This is a genomic window from Streptomyces sedi (assembly GCF_006335015.1).
GTDB lineage: Bacteria > Actinomycetota > Actinomycetes > Streptomycetales > Streptomycetaceae > Streptomyces > Streptomyces sedi.
This window is the reverse complement of the sequence record NZ_VDGT01000009.1, coordinates 1-26,608: the sequence shown is the minus strand read 5'-3', so window position 1 is coordinate 26,608 and position 26,608 is coordinate 1. Positions and strand designations below refer to the sequence as shown.

The window sequence follows — 26,608 nt, the reverse complement described above, 5'->3', positions numbered from 1 at the left end:
GTCGTCTGCGGCCCGCCACGGATGCACCGCGCCGTTCCCCGCGCCCCTGGGGGTGTCGTCGGTGCGCGTGGCCGGTTACGCGCGCCCCGGCTCTGGGGGTGCGTCTGGCCGGTGACGGCTGCGCGCGCCGCGCCCCTGGGGGCGCGGGGAACTGCGCGAGCAACTGTCCACCGGGCTGGTAGCCGACAACGCGCCTGGTGTCTCGGCTCGGTTGTCGTCTGCGGCCCGTCACGGATGCACCGCGCCGTTCCCCGCGCCCCTGGGGTTGTTGCCGGTGCGCGTGGCCGGTTACGCGTGCCCCGGCTCTGGGGGGGCGGGTCTGCCCGGTGACGACTGCGCGCGCCACGGCTCTGGGGGCGCGGGGAACGGCGCGAGCAACCATCCACGGACCGATAGCCGACAACGCGCCTGCCGTCCCTGCTCCGTTGCCGTCCCCGGCGCAACCGTCCACGGGCCGGCAGCCGACAGCGCACCCGACCTCCCGGACCGCCAGCGTCAGCTGGTCCTGTGGCAGGCCATCTCCGCCAGGGACCGCAGGCGTTCGACGGGTTCGCCCCTCGTCGGGAGGGACGCCAGCGCCTCCTCCGCGAGGGTGAGTTCCTCGGCAGCGGCGCGTTCGGCCCAGGCGCGGCCACCGGCCTCCTCGACCAGTGCGGCGAGGGCGGCCACCGTCGGGCCGCCCTCCGCGCCGTCTGTCGACTCCTCGCCGTCCGTCGACTCCTCGTCGGTGTACAGCTCGGCCAGCCGTCGCGCCGCCGGGGTGCCGGAGTCCAGCGCGGCGACCACCGGCAGCGACTTCTTCCGGCTGGCGAGGTCCGCGCCGGCGGGCTTGCCCGTGACCTCGGGATCGCCCCAGATGCCCAGCAGGTCGTCCGTCAACTGGAAGGCCATGCCCAGGTGGTGGCCGAAGCGGCGCAGCGCGTCGACCGCCCGTTCCTCGCCGCCGCCCCAGAGGCCGCCGAGCGCGCAGGCGCAGGCCAGCAGCGCGGCGGTCTTGCGTTCGGTCATCAGCAGGCACTCGCCGAGGGAGACCTGGGAACGTTCCTCGAAGTGCAGGTCCGCCTGTTCGCCCTCGATCAGCTGGGTGGTGGCCTCGGTCAGCCAGCGCACGCCGGTCAGCGCGTGCGCCGGCGCGTCCGCGTCGGTGAGCACCCGGACGGCCTGGTTGAGCAGCGCGTCGCCCGCGAGCAGCGCGGAGGACGAGCCGAAGACCGCCCAGGCGGTGGCACGGTGCCGCCGCGTGGTGTCGCCGTCGAGGATGTCGTCGTGGAGCAGCGAGAAGTTGTGTGTCAGCTCCACGGCGACCGCCGGCGCGAGCGCGTCCTGCGAGCGCCCCCCGACCGCCTCGGCGGCGGCGAAGACCAGCGTCGGCCGCAGCGCCTTGCCCGCCGGCGCCGTGTCGGGCCGGCCGGCGCTGTCCGTCCAGCCGAAGTGGTAGGAGGCGACACGCGCCACCGGCGGCGGTAGCCGGCGCACCCAGGTCCGCAGCTCGGGATCGAGCAGCGCCCGCGCCTCGCGCAGTGCCTCGCGGGCGGTGTCGCACTCGTCCTGGGTGTCGGGAACGGTCGTCATCGGCGGACTCCCTCGCAGGCGGATCGTCTGGCAAACGGTCGCGTCCAGCTTGGCCGCAGCGGGGCGGTACCAAAACGGTGCCTGCCGCACCACGACCGCGCCGCGCGGTGCGGCGCGCGCCGGCGTGACCCACGCGCGCCCGAGCTGACCAGCGGTTCCCCGCCGGCGGCCGGCCGCCTCCCGCCGTCCACGGCCGGCCGGTGATCTACCCGTGTGGGTTAACGCGCCGAGTGCCGGGGGTGACGCGGGGCGTCCGCCAAGTCCCTTTCGCGGTACCCCAGTTCGCCCGCGTCCGGTCCGCGTCCCGGCCGCCGGGCCGCCGGGGAACGGCCCGGCGCTCCCGTGCGGTCTCCGTTGACCAGCAGGTTTGACGAATCATGCAGAGGCTCGCATACTTATTCCTCAGTTCCCCGTGTGAGGCGCACGAGGAAGCGCATGTGAAGTCCAGCGCGGTACCCGCACTGCTTGCCCTAAGGAGACACCGTGACCCAGCGCGTCGTACTCGCCTACTCAGGCGGCCTTGACACGTCGGTCTGCATCGGTTGGATCGCCGAGGCCACCGGCGCCGAGGTGGTCGCCGTCGCCGTCGACGTCGGTCAGGGCGGCGAGAGCCTGGACGTGATCCGCAAGCGCGCGCTGGCCTGCGGCGCGGTCGAGGCCGAGGTGGTCGACGCCAAGGACGAGTTCGCCGAGGAGTACTGCCTCCCCGCCGTCAAGGCCAACGCCCTCTACATGGACCGCTACCCGCTGGTCTCCGCGCTCTCCCGGCCCGTGATCGTCAAGCACCTGGTCGCCGCCGCCCGCAAGCACGGCGCCGACACCGTCGCCCACGGCTGCACCGGCAAGGGCAACGACCAGGTCAGGTTCGAGGCGGGCATCGCCTCCCTGGCCCCCGACCTCACCTGCATCGCGCCCGTCCGGGACTACGCGATGACCAGGGACAAGGCCATCGCCTTCGCCGAGGAGAAGGGGCTGCCGATCGCCACCTCCAAGAAGTCCCCCTACTCCATCGACGCCAACGTCTTCGGGCGCGCCGTGGAGACCGGCTTCCTGGAGGACATCTGGAACGGCCCGATCGAGGACATCTACGAGTACACCCAGGACCCGGCCGCTCCCCGGGAGGCCGACGAGGTCGTCATCACCTTCCGCGAGGGCGCCCCCGTCGCGCTCGACGGCCGCCCGGTCACCATGCTCCAGGCCATCAAGGAGCTGAACGAGCGGGCCGGCGCCCAGGGCGTGGGCCGGATCGACATGGTCGAGGACCGGCTGGTGGGCATCAAGTCCCGCGAGGTGTACGAGTCCCCGGGCGGCATCGCGCTGATCGCGGCCCACCAGGAGCTGGAGAACGTCACCGTCGAGCGCGAGCTGGCCCGCTACAAGCGGCAGGTCGAGCAGCGGTGGAGCGAGCTGGTCTACGACGGCCTGTGGTTCTCCCCGCTCAAGCGCGCCCTGGACGGCTTCGTCAACGAGGCCAACCAGCACGTCAGCGGCGACATCCGGATGACCCTGCACGGCGGTCGCGCGGTGGTCACCGGCCGGCGTTCCGAGCAGTCGCTCTACGACTTCAGCCTGGCCACCTACGACACGGGCGACAGCTTCGACCAGTCGCTGGCCAAGGGCTTCATCGACCTGTTCTCGCTCTCCAGCAAGATCGCCGCCAAGAGGGACGTCGCCCCGTGACCGAGCAGCAGCAGACCGGGGCCGGGCCCGAGGTGCGGCTCTGGGGCGGCCGGTTCGCCCACGGGCCGGCCGAGGCGCTGGAGAAGCTCAGCGCCTCCGTCCACTTCGACTGGCGGCTCGCCCCCTACGACATCGCCGGCTCCCGCGCCCACGCCCGCGTCCTGCACCGCGCCGGGCTGCTCGACGAGGCCGAGCTGACCGCGATGCTCGCCGGCCTGGACCGGCTGGCGGCCGACGTGGAGGACGGCTCGTTCACCGGCACCGTCGCCGACGAGGACGTGCACACCGCCCTGGAGCGCGGCCTGCTGGAGCGGCTCGGCCCGGAGCTGGGCGGCAAGCTGCGGGCGGGCCGTTCGCGCAACGACCAGGTGGCCACCCTCTTCCGGATGTATCTGCGGGACCACGCGCGGATCATCGCCGGCCTGCTGGGTGACCTCCAGGAGACCCTGATCGCGCTGGCCGAGGCCCACCCGGCCGTGGCCATGCCGGGGCGCACCCACTTCCAGCACGCCCAGCCGGTGCTCTTCGCCCACCATGTGCTGGCGCACGCGCAGGCGCTGTCCAGGGACGCGGAGCGGCTGCGGCAGTGGGACGCCCGCACCGCCGTCTCGCCCTACGGCTCCGGCGCGTTGGCCGGTTCCTCGCTCGGGCTCGACCCGGAGGCGGTCGCCGCCGAGCTGGGCTTCGAGGGCGGCTCCTCGGCCAACTCCATCGACGGCACCGCCGCCAGGGACTTCGCGGCGGAGTTCGCGTTCGTCACCGCGATGATCGGCGTCGACCTCTCCCGGATCGCGGAGGAGGTGATCGTGTGGAACACCAAGGAGTTCTCCTTCGTGACCCTGCACGACGCGTTCTCCACCGGCAGCTCGATCATGCCGCAGAAGAAGAACCCGGACATCGCCGAGCTGGCCCGCGGCAAGTCCGGCCGCCTCATCGGAAACCTGACGGGTCTGCTCGCCACCCTCAAGGCGCTGCCGCTGGCCTACAACCGCGACCTCCAGGAGGACAAGGAACCGGTCTTCGACTCCTGCGACCAACTGGAGGTGCTGCTCCCCGCGTTCACCGGGATGCTGGCCACCCTCACGGTCAACGCGGAGCGGATGGCCGAGCTGGCGCCCGCCGGCTTCTCGCTGGCGACCGACATCGCCGAGTGGCTGGTCAAGCGCGGAGTGCCGTTCCGCGACGCGCACGAGACGGCGGGCGAGTGCGTCCAGGCCGCCGAGGCCGAGGGCATCGAGCTGGACGAGCTGACGGACGAGACCTTCGCCAAGATCTCGCCCCGGCTGACCCCCGAGGTCCGCGAGGTGCTGACCGTCGAGGGCGCGCTGGCGGCCCGCTCCGCGCGGGGCGGCACGGCCCCGGTCGCGGTCGCCGCCCAGCTCGCCGAGGTCCGCGCCGACCTGGGCGAGCAGCGGAGCTGGCTCGCCGCCAGGCCCGGACTGGTCTGACACCCGTTCGCGCTCGCGCATGACAGGGGCCCGATCCCACCCCGGGATCGGGCCCCATGTCGCGCGTCGGACCCCGGCCACCAACTCGCGCGAAAACCCACGTAGGATGCCGCACTGAGAGGCGGCGCGACGGGGAGGAACAGCGTGGTCGGGGGAGCGGGGACGGGGCTGACTCGTCGCGGACGCAAACTGCTGTACGGGGGCTGCGGCGTGGCCGTGGCGCTCGCCACCGTGGCGACCGCCGTCGTGCTGGCCGGCGAGCCGGGGTCGGACGAAGCGGACTGCTGGGGCGCCTGGGGCGCCGTCGAGTCCCCCTGGTCCGGCGGAGACGTCGCCGTCTCCGAATCCCCGCCGACGCCCGAGCACCCCGAGGGCCGGTGCGAGGTGGCGGTCACGATGACGGAGAACGAGGGCGACGAACCCTGGCGCCACGTGCTGGAGGTCTCCTACGGCACCCTGCCCGACGGCCGCGAGGAGCTGGGCACCTGGGCCCGGGAACATCTGCGCGGAGACGCCGCCCCGTTGCCCGACGGCCTGCCCGGCGGCGTCTCCGCCGAGCACGGGCTGCTGGTGCTCCCCGAGCGGTGCGACACCGAAGGCGCCCCCACCGTCGTCACCATGACCACCCGGTACAGCGAGGAGCGGACCGACAGGGGCGACGAGGCCGCCCACGGCTCGCGGCCGGCGAACGGCCCCTCCCACATGGCCGGGTTGCTGGTCGAGGTCGCCCGCCGGGGCATGGCGGGGGCGGGCTGCGCGGCCGGGGAGGACGACCCGGACGCCGGGCCGCTCGACGCGTCCACGGACATCGCCCCCGTGGGGGGCCGGCCCACGGAGCGGGAGGGCGCCCGACACCTGTGCGGCCACCCCGACCTGCCGGAGGAGGGCCGCCCCACCGAATCGTTGAACAGCGCGCGGGGCTACTTCCACGCCTGGACCTCGGCCGTGGGCGCCGGGGACGACACGGCCGTCTGCACCGTCGCGCGGCGCCTCCACGGCTTCGACGCGCGGGCGGGCGACCGGCTCGCCTTCGGCCCGCCGACCTCGGCGACCGTGCTGCTCTCCACGGCCCAACCCGACACCGCCCGCCTGCTGGAGGACCTCGCCGACCGCCTCGGCGCCCGCCCCGTCGACGACTGGGAAGGCCCGGAGGGGCTGAACGGCGCGACGGTCGTCCACGGCGGCTCGTTGGCCCTCGCCGCCCTCGACTGCGCGCGCGGCGACGAGGCCGAGCCGGCCAGGACACTCTTCGCGGCGTACGAGAGGGACGACGCCCCCCGGCTCCTCGCCGACTACACGCGGGCCACGGCACCCCACCGCGGCTGCGGGGAGGTGACCCCCGATGCCTGAGCGCGTGACGAGCCCGCGGTGGCGCGGCGCCCTCCGTTCCCCGGCGCTCCGCCGCGCGCCCCTGCTCGGCCTGCTCGCCGGCCTGCTGCTCGGAGCCGGCGGCGCCGCCGGGGTCGGCGCGCTCGCCGACGACCAGGACGACCGGGCGTCGTACTGCTGGGACGCCCTCACCCCCGACGACCTGGCGGGCTTCCTCGGCGACGAGGGCCACGCGGCGGTCGTCGAGCACGGCGCGACCCCGTTCGACGCCCCCGGGACCCAGTGCCGCGTGCTGGTCGACGCCGGCACCTCCGGGCGCCAACTCGCCGTCACCGTCGGCCCGATCGACGACTTCGACATCGAGGGCGCCTGGGCCCGCGACTTCCTCCGCCCCGACCTCGTCCCCTACGCCGGCGCGGCCGACGGCCTGGCGGGCCCCACCGCCGCCTGGCTGAAACTGCCCCCCGACTGCCGCCCGGCCGACCTCCCCGGCAGGTCACACAGCCGGGTGGTCTCCGTGCGCGCCGAGGGCGACTGGCCGGACCCCGAACCGGGCGAACTGGCCCGCGCCGCCCTGCTGGTGGCCAACGCGGCGCTGGACCGGCACGACTGCCACGGGCGTTACCCCACCGAGGGGAACCCGCTCGCCGGCGCGCCGGGCTCGTGGGACGAGCCCGAGGACGCCAGCGAGGAGTTCTGCGGCACCGGCGCCCACCGCCCCGGCGGGCTGCCCCGCACGATCCTCGGCCCGACGGGCGGGCCGGTCCGGGTCTGCGGCGTGATGGACCCCGGCGACCCGGACCAGGTCCTGAGCCTGGTGACCGTCGAGGACCCGCACCTGGCGGGCCCGTTCAGGACCCACGGCGAGCTGTCGGCCCGGCCGGTGGTCGCGCTGGAGTGCGGCGACACCACCGTCCAGGTCATGGCGCGCGGCAGACACCTCGGGATCCCGTCCCTGCGCGAGATCGACGTGCCGGCGCTGCTCGACGCGTACGCGGCGGCGGAGGCGGAACGCCTGGGCTGCCGGGCGCCGTAGCCGCCGCCCTCACTCGCCCGGGTAGCGCAGCCCGATCTCCCGCCGCGCCGCGTCCAGCGTGCGCATCACGGCCAGCGTGCCGTCCAACGGGACCAGCGGCGACTCCAACTCGCCGGCCCGCAGCGCCCGTCCCACCTCCGCCGCCTCGTGGGCGTAGCTCACCGCGGGACCCGGCGCGGTGAACTCCTCGGGCGCGTCCGCGCCCGCGCGGTGCAGCACGAAGCTCTCCGGGTGCAGAAAGCCCCGGGGAACCTCGATCCGGCCCCGCGAGCCGGTGACCACCGCGGTCCGCGCGGTGTCCGCGACGAAGGAGCAGGTCAACGCGGCGACCGCGCCGGACTCGTAGCCCAGCAGCAGCCCGGTGTTCTCGTCGGTGCCGCCCGACATCGCCGCCCAGGCCCGCACCTCGCTCGGCTCGCCCAGCACCAGCTGCGCGAACGCCACCGGATACACCCCCAGGTCCAGCAGCGCCCCGCCGCCCAGCTTCGGGTCGCGCAGCCGGTGCGCCGGGTCCGTGGGCGCCACGAAGCCGAAGTCCACGTGGACCGACCGCACCTCGCCGATCGCGCCCTCCGCGATCACCCCCATCATCCGCCGCACCACGGGGCTGCAGTAGGTCCACATGGCCTCCATCAGGAAGACCCCGCGCTCCCTGGCCAGTTCCACCAGCTCGGTCGCCTGCGCCGCGTTCAGCGTGAACGGCTTCTCGCACAGCACCGGGGTGCCGGCCTCCAGACACAGCCGCACCGGCTCGGCGTGCGCGCTGTGCGGGGTCGCCACATAGACGACGTCCACCCCCGGGTCCTCGGCCAGCGCCGCCCAACTCCCGTGCGCGCGGGCGATGCCGTGCCGCCCGGCGAACCGTTCCGCCGACTCCGCCGTCCGCGAGCCGACGGCCACGATCTCGGCGTCCGGCAGCTTCGCCACGTCCGAGACGAACCTGTCGGCGATGCCACCCGTCGCGAGGATGCCCCACCGCACCGGTCGCCCGGCCAGTCCAGCCTGCTCGTCAGCCATCCGTGCTCCCTCGTCGTGCCAGGCCACCCGGCGGGCGGCCACCGGCCGATCATCGTAGTTCGCGCCGTCGACGCCGCCACGGCCGCCGCCGGGACACTGCCGGTACGGTGAGCATCCGCCCGACGACGAACGGGCCGCTGCCCGCGGCAGCCCGGCGGGCGCGGGACGGGCGCGAGAACAGCCACGAGAACAGGCGTGAAAGGGGACGCGATGGCGTTCACACGGTTCCACCCCGAGGCCACCCCGACCGCCAGGATCGGGCTCGGGCTCGCCGCCGTCGGCCGCCCCGGCTACCTCAACCTCGGCCGCGCCGCCGACCTGCCGGCCGAACGCACCCCCGAGGCGCTGCGGGAACGCACCCACCGGCTGCTGGACGCCGCGTTCACCCAGGGCGTGCGCTACGTCGACGCGGCGCGCTCCTACGGCAGGTCGGAGGAGTTCCTGGCCGGCTGGCTGGACAGCCGCGCCGAGGCCGCCAAGGAACTGGTCGTCGGCAGCAAGTGGGGCTATACCTACACCGCCGACTGGCGTACCGAGGCCGACGTCCACGAGGTGAAGGACCACTCGGCGGCCACCCTCGACCGGCAGCACGCCGAGACCACGGCGCTGCTCGGAGCCCGGCTCGACCTCTACCAGATCCACTCGGTGACACCCGCCAGCCCCGCGTTGAGTGACCCGGCCGTGCACGCCAGACTGGCGCGGCTGGTCGAGGACGGCGTGAGCGTCGGGCTCTCCACCAGCGGGCCCGCGCAGGCGGAGGCGATCCGCGCGGCGCTGGAGATCACGGTCGCCGGACGCCCGCTCTTCACCACCGTGCAGGCGACGTTCAACCTGCTGGAGCCCTCGGCCGCGCCGGCGCTCGCCGAGGCCCACGAGGCGGGCCGCACCGTGATCGTTAAGGAGGCGCTGGCCAACGGCCGCCTCGCCGGCGAGGCGGCGCCGCCCGAACTGCTGCGGCTCGCCCAGGAGACCGCGACCAGCGCCGACGCGGTCGCGTTGGCCGCCGTGCTGGCCCAGCCGTGGGCGGGGATCGTGCTCTCCGGCGCGGCGACCGTCGCCCAGCTGAACGACAACGTGGCCGCCGCCGGGCTCAGCCTCGACCCGGCGCCGCTGACCTCGTTGGCCCGGCTGGTCGAGACCCCCGAGACCTACTGGCGCACCCGCGCCGCGCTGCCCTGGCGGTGAACCGTCGTCGCCGGGGCGCGCACGGCCGAACGGATCAGGCGGCGCGCGCCTTCGTGGCGTACATGTCGACGTACTCCTGACCGGAGAGCCGCATCACGTCCGTCATCACCTCGTCGGTCACGGCCCGCAGCACATAGCGGTCCCGGTCCATGCCCTCGTACCGGGAGAAGTCCAGCGGGTCGCCGAACCGCACGGTGATCCGCCGCCCCGCGCCCAGCTTCGGCAGCCCACGGCCGCCCGGCTGCACCCGGTCGGTGCCGATCATCGCGAACGGCACCACCGGCGCGCCGGTCATCAGCGTCAGCCGGGCGATCCCCGTCCGGCCCCGGTACAGCCGCCCGTCGGGCGACCTGGTGCCCTCCGGGTAGATCCCGAACATGTCACCGCGCTCCAGCACCCGGCGCCCCGTCATCAACGCCGCGACGCCGCCGCGCCCGCCGTCGCGGTCCACGGGGATCATCCCGACGGCGGTGAAGAACCACGCCATCAGCCGCCCCTTCAGCGAACGGCCCTTGACGTACTCGTCCTTGCCGATGAAGAAGACCTGGCGCTCGCAGACCAGCGGGAGGATCACCGAGTCGATGAAGGTGAGATGGTTGCCGGCGAGGATCACGGGACCGCTGGCCGGAATCCGCTCCAGCCCCTCGACCCGGGGGCGCAGAAGCAGCTTCAGCAGCGGGCCGAGCAGCACCTTCAGTACAACGAAACGGGACAACTTCCCCTCCGGTCGGTCATGGTCGCGCGCGGGGCGCCACGATCCGGGGGACCGTGACGCATAGGGACGATACTCGCGCGCACGGAGTCTTCCCGCACAGGGTTCACCCCATGGTGCGGAGAACATCACACCACGGGGGCCTGGGCGGCCGGCCCTCTCCGGCCCACGACTCACCTTGCCGGTGGGGCACCGCGGCCGTCTTTCCCCCGCCACGGATGCACCGCGCAGTTCCCCGCGCCCCCAAGCCGCCCACCGGCAGTGCAGGGGCGCGGGGAACTGCGCGGGTAACCCATCACCGGGGTGAGGGCGACAACGCACCGTGCGGCCCCGCACCGTTGTCGTCCTCACATCCTGCGGCAAGCAGGTTCGTCTGGAGTTCGCCCACGCTTCCCGGACACGACCACCCCCGCTCCCTAGGGTCGAGCGACGTTTCGTGGAGCACCGACGAGGGAGACGAGATGGCAGCGCGACAGGTGACGGAGACAGAGCGGGGCCGGCCGGGCCGCCGCGCCGTGCTCGGCGCGGCGATGGCCGGCGCCGGCACGGCGGGACTGCTGGGCGCCGGCACCGCCCGGGCGGCCGGCGGCCCCGGCCGCCCCGGCGGCGGGCGCGACCGGCTGCCGACACCCACCGTCGTCGCGCACCGGGGCGCCTCCGGCTACCGCCCCGAACACACCCTGGGCTCCTACCAGTTGGGCCTCGACCTCGGCGCCGACATCATCGAGCAGGACCTCGTCCCGACCCGCGACGGCCATCTCGTCTGCCGCCACGAGAACGACATCACCGGCACCACCGATGTCGCCGACCACCCGGAGTTCGCCGACCGCCGCGCCACGAAGAGCATCGACGGTGTCGAGCTGACGGGTTGGTTCACCGAGGACTTCACCCTCGCCGAGCTGAAGACCCTGCGAGCCACCGAGCGCATCCCCGAGCAGCGTCCCCACAACACGCTCTACGACGGCCGTTGGACCGTTCCCACCTTCGATGAGGTGCTGGAGTGGGCGGCCGAGCGCGGCCGGGAGCGGGGGCGGCCGGTGTGGCTGTACACGGAGACCAAGCACCCGAGCTACTTCCGTTCCCTCGGCCTCGGTCTGGAGGAGCCGCTGGCCCGGCTGCTGCGCCGGCACCGGCTGCACCGCGCCAACGCCCCGATCTTCCTCCAGTCCTTCGAGCCCACCAGCGTCCAGCGGCTCGCCGAACTGGTCGACACGCCGGGCGTGGTGCTGCTGGGCGCGGCCGACGACCGGCCGTGGGACTTCGTCGAGTCCGGCGACCCGCGCACCGTCGCCGACCTGGTCACCCCCGAGGGACTCGCCGAGATCGCCGGCTACGCGCACGGTCTCGGCCCGACCCTCGACCTGGTCATCCCGCGCGCCGACGACGGCTCGCTCGCCGAGCCCTCGTCCCTGGTCGCCGACGCCCACCGCGCCGGGCTGCTGGTGCACCCGTACACGCTGCGCAACGAGAACGCCTTCCTGCCCGCCGACTTCCAGCGCGGCACGGACCCCAACGGCTACGGCGACGTCTTCGGCGCCGCCCGCGCCTACTTCGAGGCCGGCGTCGACGGGATCTTCGCCGACCACCCCGACACGGCGCTGCTCGCGGCGGAGGACTTCAGGGGCTGACGCCACGTCACCACCGCGCCGCCCGGCTCCTTCACCCGAACGAGCGACCGGGCGGCGCGCGTCGTTCGCCGTCCGTTTCCCTGCCGTTTCGCCCGGCTCGTGGCGGCCGGAACGGTGAGTGAGTCGTGAATCTCACAGCGCGGTTGGCCCGGGGGCATTCCCCCACGGGCCGCTCCCTAGCACAATGCTGACGGCGCGGGTTCTGACCTGCGTCGTCAGGGCTGTTGCCGGCCCGCCTGCACCCTCACCTCAGCGCGGCCGGCCGAACTCCTCACCTGGAGGCGTGTGCAATGGGCATGAGCGTCACGATCGAGCCGGCGACCGAGCGGGATGTCGAGCAGATCCTCAAACTCCAGTACCTGTGTTACCAGTCGGAGGCCGAGCTGTACGGCGACTACGGCATCGAACCGCTCACCCAGTCCCTCGACGAGCTGCGCGCCGAACTGGCCGAGAGCTGCGTCCTGGTGGCGCGGCTCGGCGCGGAGGTCGTCGGCTCGGTACGCGGCACGGTCGAGGCCGACGGCACGGCCCCGATCGGCCGGCTGATCGTCCATCCGAGGATGCAGCGGCACGGGCTGGGCGGGCGGCTGCTGGTCGCGGTCGAACGGCGGCTGGCCGCCGAGCGTTCCGCCGCCCGCTACCGCCTCTCCACGGGGCAGCGCGGCGCGGCCAACCAGCGGCTCTACCGCCGCCTCGGCTACGCCCCGGTCTCCGTGGAGCAGATCTCGCGCCATCTGTCGCTGGTCACCATGGAGAAGCCGGTGGCCGTCCCGGAGCCGGAGCGCACGGTCGCCGCGTAGCTTCCCACCCGTTCCGACCCGTTCCCACCCGGGCGCCCGCTTCCCTCGCGGCGCGCCCCCACCCACCGGCCGGCGGCGTCTGCCGCCGGCCGAGGTGTTGTCCGCCCCTCGTTCTCGTCCGGAGTGCCCCATGCGCCGCCTCGCTGTCTTCCTCGCCTCGTCCCACGGCAACGACCCGGCGTACGCCGCGCTGGCCGCCGCCGTGGGGACCGGGCTGGCCGAACGGGGTGTCGGGCTGGTCTACGGCGGGGGCCGCTCGGGGCTGATGGGCGTCGTCGCGGACGCCGCGCTGAAGGCGGGCGGAGAGGTCATCGGCGTGATGCCGCGCGACCTGATCGCACGGGAGTGGGCGCACGAGGGCCTGACCGAGCTGGTCATCTGCGAGACGATGCACGAACGCAAGGCGCTCATGGCCGACCGCGCCGACGCGTTCGCGGCCCTGCCGGGCGGGCTCGGCACGCTGGAGGAGATATTCGAGGTGTGGTCGTGGCGCCAACTGGGGCTCCACGCCAAGCCGGTCGGGCTTCTCGACGCGGGCGGCTTCTGGACGCCGCTGCTGGACGCCCTGCGCGGCATCGCCGACACGGGGCTGCTCTCGGCCAGGACGTTGGACGACCTCGCCGTCGCGGGGGACCTCGCCGGTCTGCTGGAGGTGTTGGACGCCCGTATCCGTGAGGGATACCAGCCGGCGCGGCCCCGCTGAGGCCTCCGGCGGGCCGTCCGCCGACAGCGGTGCCGGGTGGTGCGGGTGGGTGGTCGTCCGCCGGCCCGGTGGTGGGTTGCTCGCGTCCCCGCACGGGCCCGCGTCCCCGCACTGCCGCGCAGCGGCTACGCCGCCGCGCGGAGCCAGCGCAGGCCGGTGAGGGGGAGGATCAGGGGGAGGAAGACGTAGCCGATGCCGTAGTCGGACCAGACCGTCGCGTCGGGGAAGGCGCCGGGGTCGACCAGCGACCAGGTGCCGACGGTCAGGACGCCGACCAACTCGACCGCGCAGCACACGAGTCCGACGCGCCGCGCGCGTTCCCCGCCCCGGACGAGGCAGAAGGTGATCGCGGCGTAGACCACGGCGGCCACCGCGGACAGCACATACGCCACCGGCGCGTCGTCGAACCTGGTCGACAGCTGGTAGAGCGAGCGCGAGGCGGCGCCCACCGCGAAGATCCCGTAGAGCAGCACCAGCAGCCGCCCCGGGCCGTGCTTCAGGTCCGGCCGCCCGCCGGGGGACGCGGTCGTCGGGGCCTCAGACACCGGCCGCCCCCGCCCACACGTCGGCCAGCCGCAGCTCCAGGACCGCCGCCACGGCCGCGCCGACGGCGACCGTCGCCGAGCCCCAGCGGTTCCGTTCGGTGAAGGAGACGACGACCGTCAGCGGCAGACACAGCGGCACCGCGACCAGGTAGCAGACGAAGACCACCGTGCTGCCGTCGCCGGCCGGCCGGTCGCCGCCCGCGAGGGCGACCGTGGAGACCACGGCCTGGGCCAGGGCGAAGAGTTCGACGAGCGCCGCGCCCCCGTAGTGCCAGTCCTTGACCGGCTGGTCGCGGAAGGACGCGTACCCGCACCAGACCGCCAGCAGCAGCCCGGTCACCACGACCGTGACCGTCAACGGGGTGAACATGGCGACGACTCTAGCCCGGCTCGCGGGCCCGCCGGACCTCGGGGCCCGGCCCCCGGCGCCCGGGAGACGCCGCCCGCCGGGGACGGCGCGACGTGGCGTTGGCCACAGCGCGCCGGACCGTGGTGATAACGCTCTGACCGGTCTGTTTTACTGGACGGCATGACACCGACGAGCAGCCCCCACGCGGCGACCGAGGCGCAGATGTTGCCCGGTGCTCACTGTCCGTGTCGAATGTGTGCCCGCTGAGGGCCCCCACCGAGCGCCTCGCGCCCCGAAGCGAACCCGCCGCCGCGCCGGCCCGCCCGTGCGTCGCCGGAACGGCCGGACCTGACCGGACGGTCCCCGGCCGGCCGTTCCCCGCTCACGCGCTCCGCACCTGACACCTCCGCCAGGGCCCACGGCCGTCGTGCGCCCGCCTACAGCGATGGAAGCCAGTGATCACCACCACGGATCTCACCAAGGTCTACCGTTCACGTGGCCGCGAGGTCACCGCGCTCGACGGCGTCAGCCTCCATGTCGAGCCGGGCGAGATGTACGGCGTCATCGGTCGCAGCGGGGCGGGCAAGTCCACCCTGATCCGCTGCGTCAACCTGCTGGAACGCCCCGACTCCGGCACCGTGACCGTCGACGGCCAGGACCTCACCGCGCTGCCAGGACCGCGCCACAGGGCGGGCCGTTCGCTGCGCCGGGCGCGCACCGGCATCGGCATGATCTTCCAGCACTTCAACCTGCTCTCCTCCCGCACGGTGCGCGGCAACGTCGAGCTACCGCTGGAGATCCTGGGGCTGACCCGGCGCGAACGGGCCCGGAAGGCACTGGAGTTGCTCGACCTCGTGGGCCTCGCCGACCACGCCGCCGCCTACCCGGCGCAGCTGTCCGGCGGCCAGAAGCAGCGCGTCGGGATCGCGCGGGCGCTGGCCGGCGACCCCAAGGTGCTGCTCTCCGACGAGGCCACCTCCGCCCTGGACCCGGAGACCACCCGTTCCGTGCTGGGGCTGCTGCGGGACCTCAACAAGCAGCTCGGCCTGACGGTGCTGCTGATCACCCACGAGATGGACGTCGTCAAGGCGGTGTGCGACTCGGCGGCGCTGATGGAGCACGGCCGGATCGTCGAGGCCGGCGTGGTCAACGAGCTGCTGGCGACGCCGGGCTCCCGGCTGGCGCGTGAGCTGTTCCCCGTCGCCGGGCCGGTCGCCGGCGACGGGCGCACCGTCGTGGACGTCACCTTCCACGGGGAGAACGCCGGCCAGCCGGTCATCTCCCACCTGGCGCGGGCCCACGATGTCGACGTGTCGATCCTCGGCGCCGCCATGGACACCGTCGGCGGCCGTCAGGTCGGCCGGATGCGGATCGAGCTGCCCGGCCACCCGGAGAGCAACGCGGAGGCCCTCGCCTATCTGCGCGAGCGCGGCCTCACCGTGGAGCCCGCCGCGCGGGAGGCGCCCGCGCCCCGGGAGACCCCCGCCGACGGCGGGACCGACGAAGACCCCGGGCCCCGGCCCACCGACGCACTCGCCCCGGAGGGCACCCGATGACCTGGTCCCAGATGGAGCCGCTGCTCACCCAGGGCACGATCGACACCCTGTACATGGTCGGCTGGGCCACGTTCTACTCGGTCCTCGGCGGCCTGCCGCTCGGCGTGCTGCTGGTCCTCACCGACAAGGGCGGGCCGCTGCGCAACGTGGTCGCCAACCGGGCGATCGGCGTCGTCGTCAACGTCGGCCGCTCGCTGCCGTTCATCATCCTGCTGGTCGCGCTGATCCCGTTCACCCGCTTCGTGGTCGGTACGGCGATCGGGCCGACGGCCGCCGTGGTGCCGCTGGCGATCGCCGCCATCCCGTTCTTCGCGCGGCTGGTGGAGACCGCGCTGCGCGAGGTCGACCACGGGCTGGTCGAGGCGGCGCACGCGATGGGCGGCGGCACCTGGACCGTGGTCGGGAAGGTGCTGCTGCCGCAGTCGCTGCCCTCGCTGGTCGCGGGGCTGACCACCACCGTCATCGCGCTGATCGGCTACTCGGCCATGGCCGGCGCGGTCGGCGGCGGCGGGCTCGGCACCCTCGCCTACACCTACGGCTACCAGCGCTTCGAGGACGAGTTCATGCTGCTGACCGTCGTCGTCCTGCTGGTGATCGTCACCGCCGTGCAGCTGCTCGGCGACGGCGTCGTCCGGCTCCTCGCCCGCCGCACCCGGACCGGCTGACCCGCCGGCCCGCCCCACAGACCCCGGGACGACTCCCGGCCCCTGTCACCACCCGCCGCAAGTGAAAGGCACTCTTCGTGCGTACCCACCTCAGGCACGGCGCCGTTCTCGCCGCCACCACCGCCCTCGCCCTGGCCCTGACGGCCTGCGGCACGGACTCCGACCCGGACACCGGCGGCTCGGGGGACGGCGACAACGCCGACCCGTCGCAGCCGCTGAGCGTGGCGGCCAACCCCGTCCCGCACGTCGCGATCCTGGAGTTCGTCCGCGACAACCTGGCCGAGGAGGCCGGGCTCGACCTGGACATCCGGGAGGTCACCGACTACGTGACCCCCAACACCCTGGTCAACGACGGCGACGTGGACGCCAACTTCTTCCAGCACCAGCCCTACCTGGACGACTTCAACGCCCAGCAGGGCACCGACATCGTGCCGGTGGCCAACGTCCACCTGGAGCCGCTCGGCCTCTACTCCAGCGAGCTGGCCGGCGCCGACGAGCTGGGGGAGGGGGCCAGGGTCGCCATTCCCAACGACGTCACCAACGGCGGCCGGGCGCTGCACCTGCTCGCCTCCGAGGGCGTCATCGAGCTCGCCGACGGCGTCGGCGCCGAGGCCACCCCGGCGGACGTCACCGAGGACAACGGCATCACCTTCCAGGAACTGGAGGCCGCCTCCCTGCCCCGCGCCCTGGACGACTTCGACGCCGCCGTGATCAACGGCAACTACGCGCTGGAGGCGAACCTGGCCCCCGCCGAGGACGCGCTGATCCTGGAGGAGGCCGAGGGCAACCCGTACGCCAACTTCCTGGCCGTCAACGCGGGCAACGAGGACGACCCGCGGGTCGAGCGACTCGCCGAACTGCTGAACTCCGACGAGGTGCGGCAGTTCATCGAGGACACCTACGAGGGTTCCGTCATCCCGGCCTTCGAGGCCCCGGGCGCCTGACGCGCACCGGCCCCGAACGCCTCCCGGGCCGCCGCCCCCGCCTCCGGGCCGGGGCGGCGGCCCGTTCCCCCCTCCGCCTCCCCCTCGTCCTCGTCCTCGTCGAGGAACGCCTGGCGGGACTGGGCGCGCCGCACGTCGAACCATCCCTCGCCCTCGGTGGCCAACGCGGCCAGCACCCGGAAGCCGGCCGTGACCCCCGAGGTCTCCAACGCCACCTCCCGCAGCTGCCCGAGGTCGGCGCCCGCCGCCACCAGCTGGTGGTGGTCCTCGATCCGCACCTCCAGGTCCTCCCGGTTGTTCAGCACCAGACGCAGCACCTCCCCGGTGCGGGCCCGGGGCTCGGGCGCCGTTCCCAGACCGGTCGAGCCGGCCCGGGCCGCGGCGGTCTGGAGCACCACCGAACTGATCGAGTCGAAGCGGAAGACGAAGTCCCTGCGCCCGTCGTGCACCGCGGTGGCCGCGTCGATCTCCCAGCTGCAGACCCACACGCCGGCCATCGTCAGCACGAAGAGCCTCAGCCCGTAACGCGAGTAGCGCGGCGGCCCGAACGGCACCTTGGCCCGCACGCAGTCGGGCGCCGGCTCCAGCAGGGAGAACGTGAAGAGGATGCCGTGGTGCCGCATCCGGTGATCCCGCAACACGTCGCGCAGCATCGCCCGTTGCTCCAGGTCGATCCAGCGTCCCACCAGCTCGTCCCCCGGCCTGTTGGCCCGCAGAAACGCGCTCCACTCGGCGTGGGCCCGCCCCTCGTCGGCGAAGTCGGCCATCTCCCGGGCCGCCATGCCCACCTCGACCAGCCGGACCCCCACGCTCAGCGCCGTCCACACCGACGCCCCCCACAGCAGCAGCACCAGGAGCGCCATCGGCGGCGCGACCACGGCCAGCGGCAGCACCGGCACCGCCAGCGCCACGGCGAGGAGGATCAGACCGAGGCGCACCCAGGCCCACTGCTGGTAGGCCGGGCGGGGGGCGGGCGGCAGGTTCCCGCCGTGCGCCGCCTGCCCGGCCCGCAGCTGGAGCAGCCAGTCCAGGCCCTCGGGCTGCCCGGTCCGCCAGTAGCGCACCGACAGCCTCTCGACCAGCTCGGACCTGAGCTGGGCCGTGACGAACCGCCAGGTGTCGGGATCCTGACCGCCCGCCGGGCGCTTCTCGGCGAACCTGGCGGCGGCCAGCACCGCCAGCCGGGCGCGGAAGGCGTGGAAGGCCAACGCCTCGCTCGCCGGCGGCGACGCCCCCGACTCCTGGTCCGCCATCTCCCGCCGCCGCGCCTTCTCCGGCGACAGCGGACGCCCCTCCCGCAGCCACGGCGGCCGGCGGCGCTGGCGCGCCCGCCTGCGTAACTCGCCCCGCCCGCCGACCGACAGCAGCACCACGGCGGGGGTCGCGAAGACGAGCAGAAGCACCAGCACGGGCGCGGCGAGCTCGGCCAGCTCGGAGAGGGCCAGCACCAGACCGGCCACGAAGAAGGCGCCGGCGATCCCGAGCACCGTGGCCGCGCCCGAGCGGTCGCCAGGCAGCGCCGACTCCTTGACCGGCGGCGGCTCGACCAGCGGCAGCGGATCGGGCGTGAAGAACAGCGGAAGGCGCGCCGCCCGTTCGCCCCTGGCCTCCGGCGTCAGGCTCGCGTCGATCTCCGCCGACTCCACGGAGCTGAGCACCGACCGCTCCACGCTCTCCCACACCTTGCGCAGATGGTCGGCCATCTCGGCCCGCCGCGCGGGCGGCAGCGCGGCCATCCGCAGCTCGAAGACCGCGCCCCGCGGCTCGCCCGCCGCGTCCCCCGAACCGTCCGCGTCCGCCGAACCGCCCGCGTCCCGCGGGGTGATGGCCGCCGTCAGCAGGTCGTCGATCAGCGCCGCCGCCTCCGCGTACCCGCCCTCGTCCGCCGGCCCGTCCGCCGGCCCGTTCGACGCCTCGGGGGCGGAACGCCGCACGCCGTCGAGGGCCGTGCGCAACGGGTGCCACTCCTCGTCCGTGAGGTCCTCGGGGGAGCGCCGGCTGATGATCGTCAGCGCCCAGCCGTAGAACAGCTCACGGGAGTGCCGGTGGCCCCTGCCGAACGCGATCTCCACCAGGTGCCGGGCGCGCTCCCGCAGTCCCGCGTTCAGACAGCGCATCCCCTCCGCGAAGACCCGCTCGGGCGAGGCCGTCGGGTCCAGCACGTACTGGTTGACGTACTGGTCGCCGTGGAGCACGCCGACGCCGCCCTGGGTGATGTCCCCGTTGAGCGCGCCGATGCCGCTGTTGTCGGTGATCACGGGCCCGTTCACTCCCCACCCCGCAGCGTCTCGACCAGCCGCCTCACCGGCTCGGCGACCGAGGCGACGCCGGCGACCAGCGCGCCGAGCTTCACCAGGGCGCGGGTGAGCGTGCCCCGGCTCTCCCCGTCCTCCGCCTCCGCGCACCCCTCGGCCGTGTCCAGCTCGTGCGCGGCGTCCCGGTAGGTGCCGTCGTCGATGTCCCCGCGCTCCAGGGACTGCTTCAACAGCCCGCGCAGCGCCTCCAGTTCCCGCACCAGCCGCTCGTCGCCCCGCCCCGCGGGGCGGGCCGCGCGGTCGCCGAACACCTGGTGGACCGACCCGTGCATCACGCCGATCCCGCCGTCACGGAGGTCGCGGACGGAGCCGATGCCCGAGTTGTTCTCGATGTACACGCCGGGCGTGCCCCGCGTCCCCGACTCCTCCGACCTCCCCGACTCCTCCTCCGCCGCCCGCGCGCGCCGCGACCAGCCGGCGCGGGGATCGGCCCCCGCCACCGGCGCCGGCGGCGACCACGCGTGCCCGGGGACCCGCACCCAGACCGCCTCGCCGACGATCTCCTTGGCGTCGAACCGCACCGGCCGGTACTCCCGCGCGTCGATCCCCGGGTGGGCGTGGCTGATCACCTTGCGGTGCCACTCGTCCGAGACCGCGACCACCATCTCCGCCTCCGGCACCGAGGCCAACGCGTCCCGCAGCGGCTGGTGGTCCACCATCCGGCAGGCGGTGTTGAGGTCGGCGCCCACCCAGCCGTGACCGTCGTGGCCGACCTCGCCGCCGTGCAACGCCAGCCGCAGCCGCATCCGGCCCGCCTCGCCGCTGGTGCGCGCGTGGGCGATCAGACCGTGCCGCAACCGCTCCACGAAGGGGCCGGTGACATCCTCCTTGGGCACCGTCCCCGGCAGCAGCAGAACGCAGCCGTCCCCGCGGTCCTCGGGCGCCGGCCCCGCCTCCCAGTCGATCCCGGCGCCCTCCAACGCGTCCTCCCACAGCTGGCGCAGCCGGTCCCGCAGCCAGGACTGGACGGTGTTGGGACGCCTCCCGAAGCCCTCGACATCGAGGACCACGATCGTGTGGTACCTGTACTTGACCGGCATGAACTTCCCCTCGTGATCGTCTGAACACCCCTTCCGCGAGCGAGGCGGGCCGCCCCCCGTCGTCGACCGGCCCGCCCGCTCAACCCCCAGCACACCGCTCGACGCCCGCCCGCACAGCGTCAGATGACGCGTCGACGCCCACCCGTTCAGTCCCGTCGCCAGTCCCGCAGCCCGTTCAGTCCCGGTGCCAGTCCCGCAGCCCGTCCAGGTCCACCACCACCGTGTGGCCCCGGCGGCGGACGATCAGCCCCTCGGCCGCCAGCTCGCCCAGCGCCCGCACCAGGGACTCCCGCGACGTTCCGGCGGCGCCGGCCAGCTCCTGCTGCGTCACCCGCACCGCCAGCGCCCCCGGCGGCCCGGCCACCGGCCTCCCGTGCCGCACCGCCATCTCCCACAGCACCCCGGCCACCCGCACCCCCGCCGGGTAGGCGCCGTGTTCGGCCCGCAGCCGGTCCGAGTCGCGCAGCCGCACCGCGACACTGCGCAGCACCGCGAGCGCCAGCGCGCCGTGCGCCGCCAGCAGCCGCCGGAACCTCTCGCCGGGAACCACCGTGCCCCGCACCGCGCCCAGCGCCGTCACCGTCGCCGAACGCGGCCCGCCGTCCAGGCAGGACAGCTCGCCCAGCAGCTCCCCCGGGCCGCGCACCGCGAGCACGCTGGTGTAGCCGTTGGCCGACACCGTCGTCACCTTCACCAGGCCCGACTCGACGAGGATCACGTCACGCGCCGGGGCGCCCTCCAGGACGACCACCTCCCCGCGCGCCCACGAACGTTCGCTTCCCGCACCGTGGAGCAGCCCCAACTGCTCGGGTGTCAGGGCGTCTTGGGCCACCGCACGACCTCCAGGGCTCGTCCTGGGCAGCAGGGTAGAGGGTGGGAGCGTGCGGGGACCCCGTTTCGCGGCGACACACAGCCGGGGCCCGACGGCCGGGGCCGAGACGGGATGCGCCATGCTTGGCATGAATCCCAGGCCAGGCGATGGAGCGACGTATGACACCCACCTTCCCCGACATCTCCCTCAGCACAGAACGCCTGACCCTCCGTCCGTTCGAGGAGGCCGACGCCCCCGAGCTGGCCGCGATGATGAGCGACGAGCTGAGCGTCGCCTGGACCTCCGCGCCCATCCCCTACACCCGCCGCGAGGCGTACGACTGGATCACCCGAAGAGCCCCCGCCGAACGCGTCGGCGGCCGGGGCATCGTGCTGGCCGTCGTCGAGTACCTCACCCACCGGCTGGTGGGCAGCGTCCACCTGATGAACACCGACTGGCGCACGCTGAGCACCGAGGTCGGCTACGTGGTGGCGCCCTGGGCCAGGGGAGAGGGCTACGCCGCCGAGGCGGTGCTGGTGGTCGCCCAGTGGCTCTTCAGGGACCAGAAGTTCGAACGCCTCGAACTCCGCACCGCCGCGGGCAACACCGCCTCCCAGCAGGTCGCGCAGAAGATCGGCTGCATCAGCGAGGGCGTGCTGCGCAACGCGCTGATAGTGCGTTCCCGCACCGAGGACGGCGGCTGGGCCGACATCCGCACCGACCTGATCGTCTGGGGCCTGCTCCCCGAGGACGTCGAGGACCTGGGCGACGCGGGGGACGCGACGACCGAGGGCTGAACGGCGGGGTAGGCTCAACTGCCGTCCACCCAACGCTCGCCCCGCAGGAGACCCCTGACCATGGCCGACCGCGTCACCGTGATCGGATGGGACGGGTCGCCACTCGCCCCGGCCGCAGTGACCGCCCTCAGGGCGGCGACCCTGGTAGCCGGCGCGCCCCGCCACCTCGCCCTGCCGGGCATCCCCCCGCACGCCGAACGCGTCGTGCTGGGCAGCCTCACCCTCGCCGCCGAGCGGATCGCCGCGCACCGGGGCACGGCCGTCGTGCTCGCCGACGGCGACCCCGGCTTCTTCGGCGTGGTCCGCGCCCTGCGCGCCCCGGCCCACGGCCTGGAGGTCGAGGTCGTGCCCGCCGTCTCGGCCGTCGCCGCCGCGTTCGCCCGCGCCGGGATGCCGTGGGACGACGCCAGGATCGTCGTCGCCGGCGAACGCACCCTGCGCCGCGCGGTCAACGTCTGCCGGGCCCACCCCAAGGTCGCCGTCCTCACCTCGCCCGACGCCGGCCCCACAGAGATCGCGCTGCTCCTCGGGCCCGAGCAACGCACCTTCGTGATCTGCGAGTCGCTGGGCACCGACGACGAACGGGTCTCCGTCCTCACCTCCGACCGCGTTCCCCAGCACCGCTGGCGCGACCCCAACGTGGTCATCGTCATCGGCGGCAACGTCCCCCACTCCAGCACCAGCAGCTGGCTCGCCGGGCTCGCCACGGGCGACGTCCCCGAGGGCCCGCGCGGCTGGGGCCTGGACCCGGCCGACTACGGCCAGCCGGTGCCCGCCCCCGACAGCGAGGGCGCGGGCCGCGACCGCCGGCTGCGCGCCCTCGAACTCGCCGCGCTCGGCCCGCGCTTCGGCGACCTGCTGTGGGACGTGGGCAGCGGCAACGGGCTCACCGCGATCGAGGCCGCCCGGCTGGGCGCGGCGGCCATCGCCGTGGACCGCGACCCGAACGCCGCCGCCCTCACCGAGGCCACGGCCCGCCGCGTCGGCGTCCAGGTCAGCTGCGTGCGGGGCGCGGCGCCCCAGGTGCTGACCGACCTGCCGCAGCCGGACCTGATCCGGGTGGGCGGCGGCGGCCAACGGGTCCTGGTCGCCTGCGCCGACCGCCGACCCCAACGGCTCGTCACCCACGCCATCAACCGCGACCAGGCCGAGGAGGCCGGACGGGTGCTCACCGGCGCCGGCTACACGGTGGAGTGCACGCTGCTCCAGTCCGTGGAACTCGCCGCCCAGGACTGGTCGGAACGCGGGCGGAGCGTCGTCTTTCTGCTCGCCGCGCGGCTGTTGTCGTCGGTGACCTGACAAAAGCGGATCATCCGGGGTCAGTCGCCCACCCGGCGGCCGGCCGTGCTCCCATCCCGGGTAGGCTGATCGACCGTTGTGCCATCGGCCGGCCGCGCGGTTTCGTCCCGCTTGGTCCGGCATGTGGCAACGGAAGGAGCACGTGCGATGGGCGAGGTGGACGCATGACGGACGCCCCGGGTGAGATTCCCGAGCGGGAACAGCCGGAGCAGCCGGGCGGGTTGGAGCCATCCACTCCCGCCGCCTACCCGTACCAGGGGCAGCCCGTCGCGGGGCATGTCCCGGTGGCCGACGACGAGGAGGCCGAGGAGGAGGAGCTGCTCATGCCCGGCAGCGCCGCCGCCTGGGGCGAGTCGGCGTCCGCGCCGCCGCCCCAGCCGGTGCGACCCGCGCCCCGGCCCCGGCAGAACGTCCGCCCGGTGGCGGGCCCCGGCCCGCACCCCACGGAGCCGGAGTACCTGGACGTTCCGATGACCCGTGCCGACGAGCCGTCAGCGGCGAGCGCGGCCCCGGCGGAGCCGGTGGCCGAGCCGGCGCCCGCTGTCGCCGAGCCGGTTGAGCCGGGGCCCGCCGTTGCCGAACCGGTCGCGGAGCCCGCCGCCGAGCCGGCGGTGGCCGAGGCGGCCGAGCCCGTTCCGGCGCCCGAGCCGGCCGTCGAGACGGAGGCCGTTCCGGCGCCGCAGGCCCCCGCGGAAGAGGCCCCCGCGGAAGAGGCCCCGACCGCGCCACCCGTGGCCGAGCAGGACGTTCCGGAGCCTGAGGCGGCGCCGGAGCCGGCGCCGGCACCTGAGCCGCTCCAGCCCGAAGAGGACGGGGCCCCCGCCGCACAGGTCGACGTTCCCGCCGAGCCGGTCGAGGTCCCCGCGCAGGCGGCGCCTCCCGTCGAGCCGCGGCCGGAGCAGCCGGCCGTACCGGCACCGGCGCCGCCCGTGGCGGTCGACGCGGAGACCGTCGTGGTCGCCGCCCCGCCGCCGGCCGAGCCGCTCCCACAGCCCGAGCCGGCCGTCGCCGAGCCGGCCGCCGCCGAGCCCGTCGAGGCCACTGCCGAGGCGCCCGTCGCCGGGTACCCGGAGTCCGAACGGGACGCCGTGCACCGGCTGATGCGCGACCGCCGCGACGTGCACCACGGCTTCCGCCCCGACCAGGTGCCCCCCGAGGTGCTGCTGCGCGTGCTGGAGGCCGCGCACAGCGCGCCCAGCGTCGGCCCGGCCCAGCCCTGGGACTTCGTGCTCATCAAGTCCCCCGAGACCCGCGCCACCATCCACGAGCTGGCCCGGCGGCAACGCGACTCCTACGCCAAGTCCCTGAGCAGGGCCAGGGCCCGGCAGTACCGCCAGCTCAGCGTCGACGCCATCCGCGACACCCCCGTCAACATCGTGGTGACCGCCGACCCGACCCGCGGCGGACGCAACACCTACGGCTGGCACCCGCAGCCCCAGACCACGCCCTACTCCTCGGCGCTCGCCGTCGAGAACCTCTGGCTCGCCGCCCGCGCCGAGGGCCTGGGCGTGGGCTGGATCGGGTTCTTCGACGAACGCGAACTGGTCCACACCCTGGGCCTGCCCGAGCACCTTGAGGTCGTCGCCTACCTGTGCGTCGGCTATGTCGACACCTTCCCCGAGGAGGCCGAGCAGGGCCAGGGCGGTTGGACGCATCGCCGGCCGCTGTCCTGGGTCGTCCACGAGGAGTCCTACGGCCGCCGGGCCCTGCCCGGCGCGGAGCCGCACGACCTGCTGAGCGAGACGCTGGCCGAGATCCGCCCGCTGGACGCCCAGGCGCTCGGCGAGGCATGGGAACGCCAGAAGCGGATGACCAAGCCGGCCGGCTCGCTCGGCGCGCTGGAGGTCATCTCCGCGCAGCTGTGCGGCCTCTCCCGCAGCTGCCCGCCGCCCGTGCCGGAGCCCGCGGCCCTGGCGATCTTCGCCGCCGACCACGGGGTCCACGCCCAGGGCGTCACCCCGTGGCCGCAGGAGGTCACCGGCCAGATGGTGGCCAACTTCCTCGGCGGGGGAGCGGTCTGCAACGCGTTCGCCGCGCAGGTCGGCGCTGAGGTCTGCGTCATCGACGTGGGCGTCAGGGACGAACTGCCGCCGATGCAGGGGCTGATCCCGCGCCGGGTCAGGCCCGGCACCAACGACCTCAGCATCGGCCCCGCGATGACCCGTGACGAGGCGCTGCGCGCCGTCGAGATCGGCATCGAGATCGCCCGCGACCTGGTGTCGGCCGGCAACCTCGCGCTGCTCACCGGCGAGATGGGAGTCGCCAACACGACGCCGGCGGCGGCGCTGGTCGCCGCGTTCACCGGCGCCGAGGCCGCCGAGGTCACCGGGCGCGGCAGCGGGGTCGACGACGAGACCCACGCCCGCAAGGTGGACATCGTCCGCCGCGCGCTCCAACTCCACCAGCCGGACCCCGGCGACCCGTTGGGCGTGCTGGCCGCCGTCGGCGGGCTCGAACACGCGGCGCTCGCCGGCCTGATCCTGGGCGGCGCGGCGCAGCGCGTCCCGGTGCTGCTGGACGGCGTGAGCGCCGGCGCCGCCGCGCTGGCGGCCCGCGCCATCGCGCCGGAGGCGGTCTCGGTCTGCGTCGCGGGGCACCGCAGCTCGGAGCCCGGCCACCAGGCGGCGCTCACGGCGCTCGGCCTGCGCCCGATGATCGACCTCGACCTGCGCCTCGGCGAGGGCAGCGGCGCGTTGTTGGCGCTGCCGGTGGTGCAGAGCGTGGCCCGCGCGATGCGTCAGGTCGCGACGTTCGACTCGGCGGGCGTCACGGACAAGAACTAGGGAACTGCGCGGGCAACCGTCCGCCGGGTGGAGGTCGACTACGCGCCGTTGTGGCTTGGGCGGTTGTCGTCTGCGGCCCGGTTCGGGTGCGCCGCGCAGTTCCCCGCGCCCCTGGGGTTGTTGCGGCTTGGACGGTTGTTGTCTGCGGGCCGCCGGCGGGTTGTGTGGGGGCGCGGGGAACTGCGCGGGCAACCGTCCGCCGGGTGGAGGTCGACTACGTACCGGTCCGGCTAGGGCCGTTGTCGTCTGCGGCCCGGCTCGGGTGCACCGCGCAGTTCCCCGCGCCCCTGGGGTTGTTGCGGCTTGGACGGTTGTTGTCTGCGGGCCGCCGGCGGGTTGTGTGGGGGCGCGGGGAACTGCGCGGGCAACCGTCCGCCGGGTGGAGGTCGACTAC

Annotated in this window: 22 protein-coding genes; 14 read left to right on the top strand and 8 right to left on the bottom strand. The window is 74.5% G+C overall.

The window, feature by feature from the left end; translation table 11 throughout:
- Positions 1-495: 495 nt before the first annotated feature.
- On the bottom strand, positions 496-1,572 hold the full coding sequence (locus FH715_RS13535; protein WP_139644881.1) for a polyprenyl synthetase family protein: 1,077 nt from the start codon (positions 1,570-1,572) through the stop codon (positions 496-498).
- Positions 1,573-2,055: 483 nt separating this feature from the next.
- On the opposite strand from FH715_RS13535, the gene FH715_RS13530 reads away from it, so the two are divergent.
- The 4 genes from FH715_RS13530 to FH715_RS13515 all read left to right on the top strand — a co-directional run bounded on the left by FH715_RS13530 (position 2,056) and on the right by FH715_RS13515 (position 7,065).
- Positions 2,056-3,252 (top strand): argininosuccinate synthase, encoded by a 1,197-nt coding sequence (locus tag FH715_RS13530; protein WP_139644878.1) that lies wholly within the window; start codon positions 2,056-2,058, stop codon positions 3,250-3,252.
- Positions 3,249-4,700 carry an argininosuccinate lyase gene (gene argH, locus FH715_RS13525; protein ID WP_139644876.1) on the top strand — a complete coding sequence of 484 codons (1,452 nt, stop codon included), beginning with the start codon at positions 3,249-3,251 and terminating at the stop codon, positions 4,698-4,700. Before FH715_RS13530 ends, argH begins: the two co-directional genes overlap by 4 nt.
- 210 nt (positions 4,701-4,910) lie before the next feature.
- On the top strand, positions 4,911-6,050 hold the full coding sequence (locus FH715_RS13520; protein ID WP_139644874.1) for a hypothetical protein: 1,140 nt from the start codon (positions 4,911-4,913) through the stop codon (positions 6,048-6,050).
- Positions 6,043-7,065, top strand: coding sequence for a hypothetical protein (locus FH715_RS13515; RefSeq protein ID WP_139644872.1), 1,023 nt, complete (start codon positions 6,043-6,045; stop codon positions 7,063-7,065). The genes FH715_RS13520 and FH715_RS13515 overlap by 8 nt, the downstream gene beginning before the upstream one ends.
- Positions 7,066-7,074: 9 nt before the next feature.
- On the opposite strand, the gene FH715_RS13510 is transcribed toward FH715_RS13515, so the two are convergent.
- On the bottom strand, positions 7,075-8,082 hold the full coding sequence (locus FH715_RS13510; protein ID WP_139644870.1) for a Gfo/Idh/MocA family protein: 1,008 nt from the start codon (positions 8,080-8,082) through the stop codon (positions 7,075-7,077).
- 210 nt (positions 8,083-8,292) lie between these two features.
- On the opposite strand from FH715_RS13510, the gene FH715_RS13505 reads away from it, so the two are divergent.
- Positions 8,293-9,267 (top strand): aldo/keto reductase, encoded by a 975-nt coding sequence (locus FH715_RS13505; protein WP_139644868.1) that lies wholly within the window; start codon positions 8,293-8,295, stop codon positions 9,265-9,267.
- Positions 9,268-9,301: 34 nt separating this feature from the next.
- On the opposite strand, the gene FH715_RS13500 is transcribed toward FH715_RS13505, so the two are convergent.
- On the bottom strand, positions 9,302-9,982 hold the full coding sequence (locus FH715_RS13500) for a lysophospholipid acyltransferase family protein (protein WP_139644867.1): 681 nt from the start codon (positions 9,980-9,982) through the stop codon (positions 9,302-9,304).
- A gap of 458 nt (positions 9,983-10,440) precedes the next feature.
- Here FH715_RS13500 and FH715_RS13495 point away from each other — a divergent pair, with 458 nt between their 5' ends.
- The 3 genes from FH715_RS13495 (at position 10,441) to FH715_RS13485 (ending at position 13,110) form a co-directional block, all read left to right on the top strand.
- The gene (locus tag FH715_RS13495) at positions 10,441-11,607 is read left to right on the top strand and encodes a glycerophosphodiester phosphodiesterase (protein WP_425472711.1); all 1,167 of its coding nucleotides are present in this window, start codon (positions 10,441-10,443) and stop codon (positions 11,605-11,607) included.
- 290 nt (positions 11,608-11,897) lie between these two features.
- On the top strand, positions 11,898-12,407 hold the full coding sequence (locus tag FH715_RS13490; RefSeq protein WP_139644864.1) for a GNAT family N-acetyltransferase: 510 nt from the start codon (positions 11,898-11,900) through the stop codon (positions 12,405-12,407).
- Positions 12,408-12,537: 130 nt separating this feature from the next.
- The gene (locus tag FH715_RS13485; RefSeq protein WP_139644863.1) at positions 12,538-13,110 is read left to right on the top strand and encodes an LOG family protein; all 573 of its coding nucleotides are present in this window, start codon (positions 12,538-12,540) and stop codon (positions 13,108-13,110) included.
- 125 nt (positions 13,111-13,235) lie between these two features.
- Here FH715_RS13485 and FH715_RS13480 read toward each other — a convergent pair whose 3' ends face one another.
- Positions 13,236-13,655: a hypothetical protein gene (locus FH715_RS13480; RefSeq protein ID WP_139644861.1), complete on the bottom strand. Its 420-nt coding sequence runs from the start codon at positions 13,653-13,655 to the stop codon at positions 13,236-13,238.
- Positions 13,648-14,025: a hypothetical protein gene (locus FH715_RS13475; protein WP_139644859.1), complete on the bottom strand. Its 378-nt coding sequence runs from the start codon at positions 14,023-14,025 to the stop codon at positions 13,648-13,650. The genes FH715_RS13480 and FH715_RS13475 overlap by 8 nt, the downstream gene beginning before the upstream one ends.
- A gap of 434 nt (positions 14,026-14,459) precedes the next feature.
- Here FH715_RS13475 and FH715_RS13470 point away from each other — a divergent pair, with 434 nt between their 5' ends.
- The 3 genes from FH715_RS13470 (at position 14,460) to FH715_RS13460 (ending at position 17,169) form a co-directional block, all read left to right on the top strand.
- A complete protein-coding gene (locus tag FH715_RS13470) occupies positions 14,460-15,560 on the top strand; it encodes a methionine ABC transporter ATP-binding protein (protein WP_139644857.1) in 1,101 nt (366 codons plus the stop codon).
- The gene (locus FH715_RS13465) at positions 15,557-16,225 is read left to right on the top strand and encodes a methionine ABC transporter permease (protein ID WP_139644855.1); all 669 of its coding nucleotides are present in this window, start codon (positions 15,557-15,559) and stop codon (positions 16,223-16,225) included. The genes FH715_RS13470 and FH715_RS13465 overlap by 4 nt, the downstream gene beginning before the upstream one ends.
- A gap of 77 nt (positions 16,226-16,302) precedes the next feature.
- A complete protein-coding gene (locus FH715_RS13460; RefSeq protein ID WP_139644853.1) occupies positions 16,303-17,169 on the top strand; it encodes a MetQ/NlpA family ABC transporter substrate-binding protein in 867 nt (288 codons plus the stop codon).
- On the opposite strand, the gene FH715_RS13455 is transcribed toward FH715_RS13460, so the two are convergent.
- The 3 genes from FH715_RS13455 to FH715_RS13445 all read right to left on the bottom strand — a co-directional run bounded on the left by FH715_RS13455 (position 17,124) and on the right by FH715_RS13445 (position 21,356).
- The gene (locus FH715_RS13455) at positions 17,124-19,427 is read right to left on the bottom strand and encodes a hypothetical protein (RefSeq protein ID WP_139644851.1); all 2,304 of its coding nucleotides are present in this window, start codon (positions 19,425-19,427) and stop codon (positions 17,124-17,126) included. The genes FH715_RS13460 and FH715_RS13455 overlap by 46 nt on opposite strands.
- Positions 19,428-19,435: 8 nt before the next feature.
- Positions 19,436-20,524: a hypothetical protein gene (locus tag FH715_RS13450; protein WP_139644849.1), complete on the bottom strand. Its 1,089-nt coding sequence runs from the start codon at positions 20,522-20,524 to the stop codon at positions 19,436-19,438.
- Between the two features lie 175 nt (positions 20,525-20,699).
- The gene (locus FH715_RS13445) at positions 20,700-21,356 is read right to left on the bottom strand and encodes a Crp/Fnr family transcriptional regulator (RefSeq protein WP_246108730.1); all 657 of its coding nucleotides are present in this window, start codon (positions 21,354-21,356) and stop codon (positions 20,700-20,702) included.
- A gap of 158 nt (positions 21,357-21,514) precedes the next feature.
- On the opposite strand from FH715_RS13445, the gene FH715_RS13440 reads away from it, so the two are divergent.
- From FH715_RS13440 to cobT, 3 genes are all read left to right on the top strand, one after another.
- Positions 21,515-22,132 carry a GNAT family N-acetyltransferase gene (locus FH715_RS13440; RefSeq protein ID WP_139644845.1) on the top strand — a complete coding sequence of 206 codons (618 nt, stop codon included), beginning with the start codon at positions 21,515-21,517 and terminating at the stop codon, positions 22,130-22,132.
- A 60-nt stretch (positions 22,133-22,192) separates the two neighbouring features.
- Positions 22,193-23,431 (top strand): precorrin-6y C5,15-methyltransferase (decarboxylating) subunit CbiE, encoded by a 1,239-nt coding sequence (cbiE, locus tag FH715_RS13435; RefSeq protein WP_139644843.1) that lies wholly within the window; start codon positions 22,193-22,195, stop codon positions 23,429-23,431.
- A 164-nt stretch (positions 23,432-23,595) separates the two neighbouring features.
- Positions 23,596-26,214, top strand: a complete 2,619-nt coding sequence (gene cobT / locus FH715_RS13430) for a nicotinate-nucleotide--dimethylbenzimidazole phosphoribosyltransferase (protein WP_139644842.1) — start codon at positions 23,596-23,598, stop codon at positions 26,212-26,214.
- The last annotated feature ends 394 nt before the right edge of the window (positions 26,215-26,608 follow it).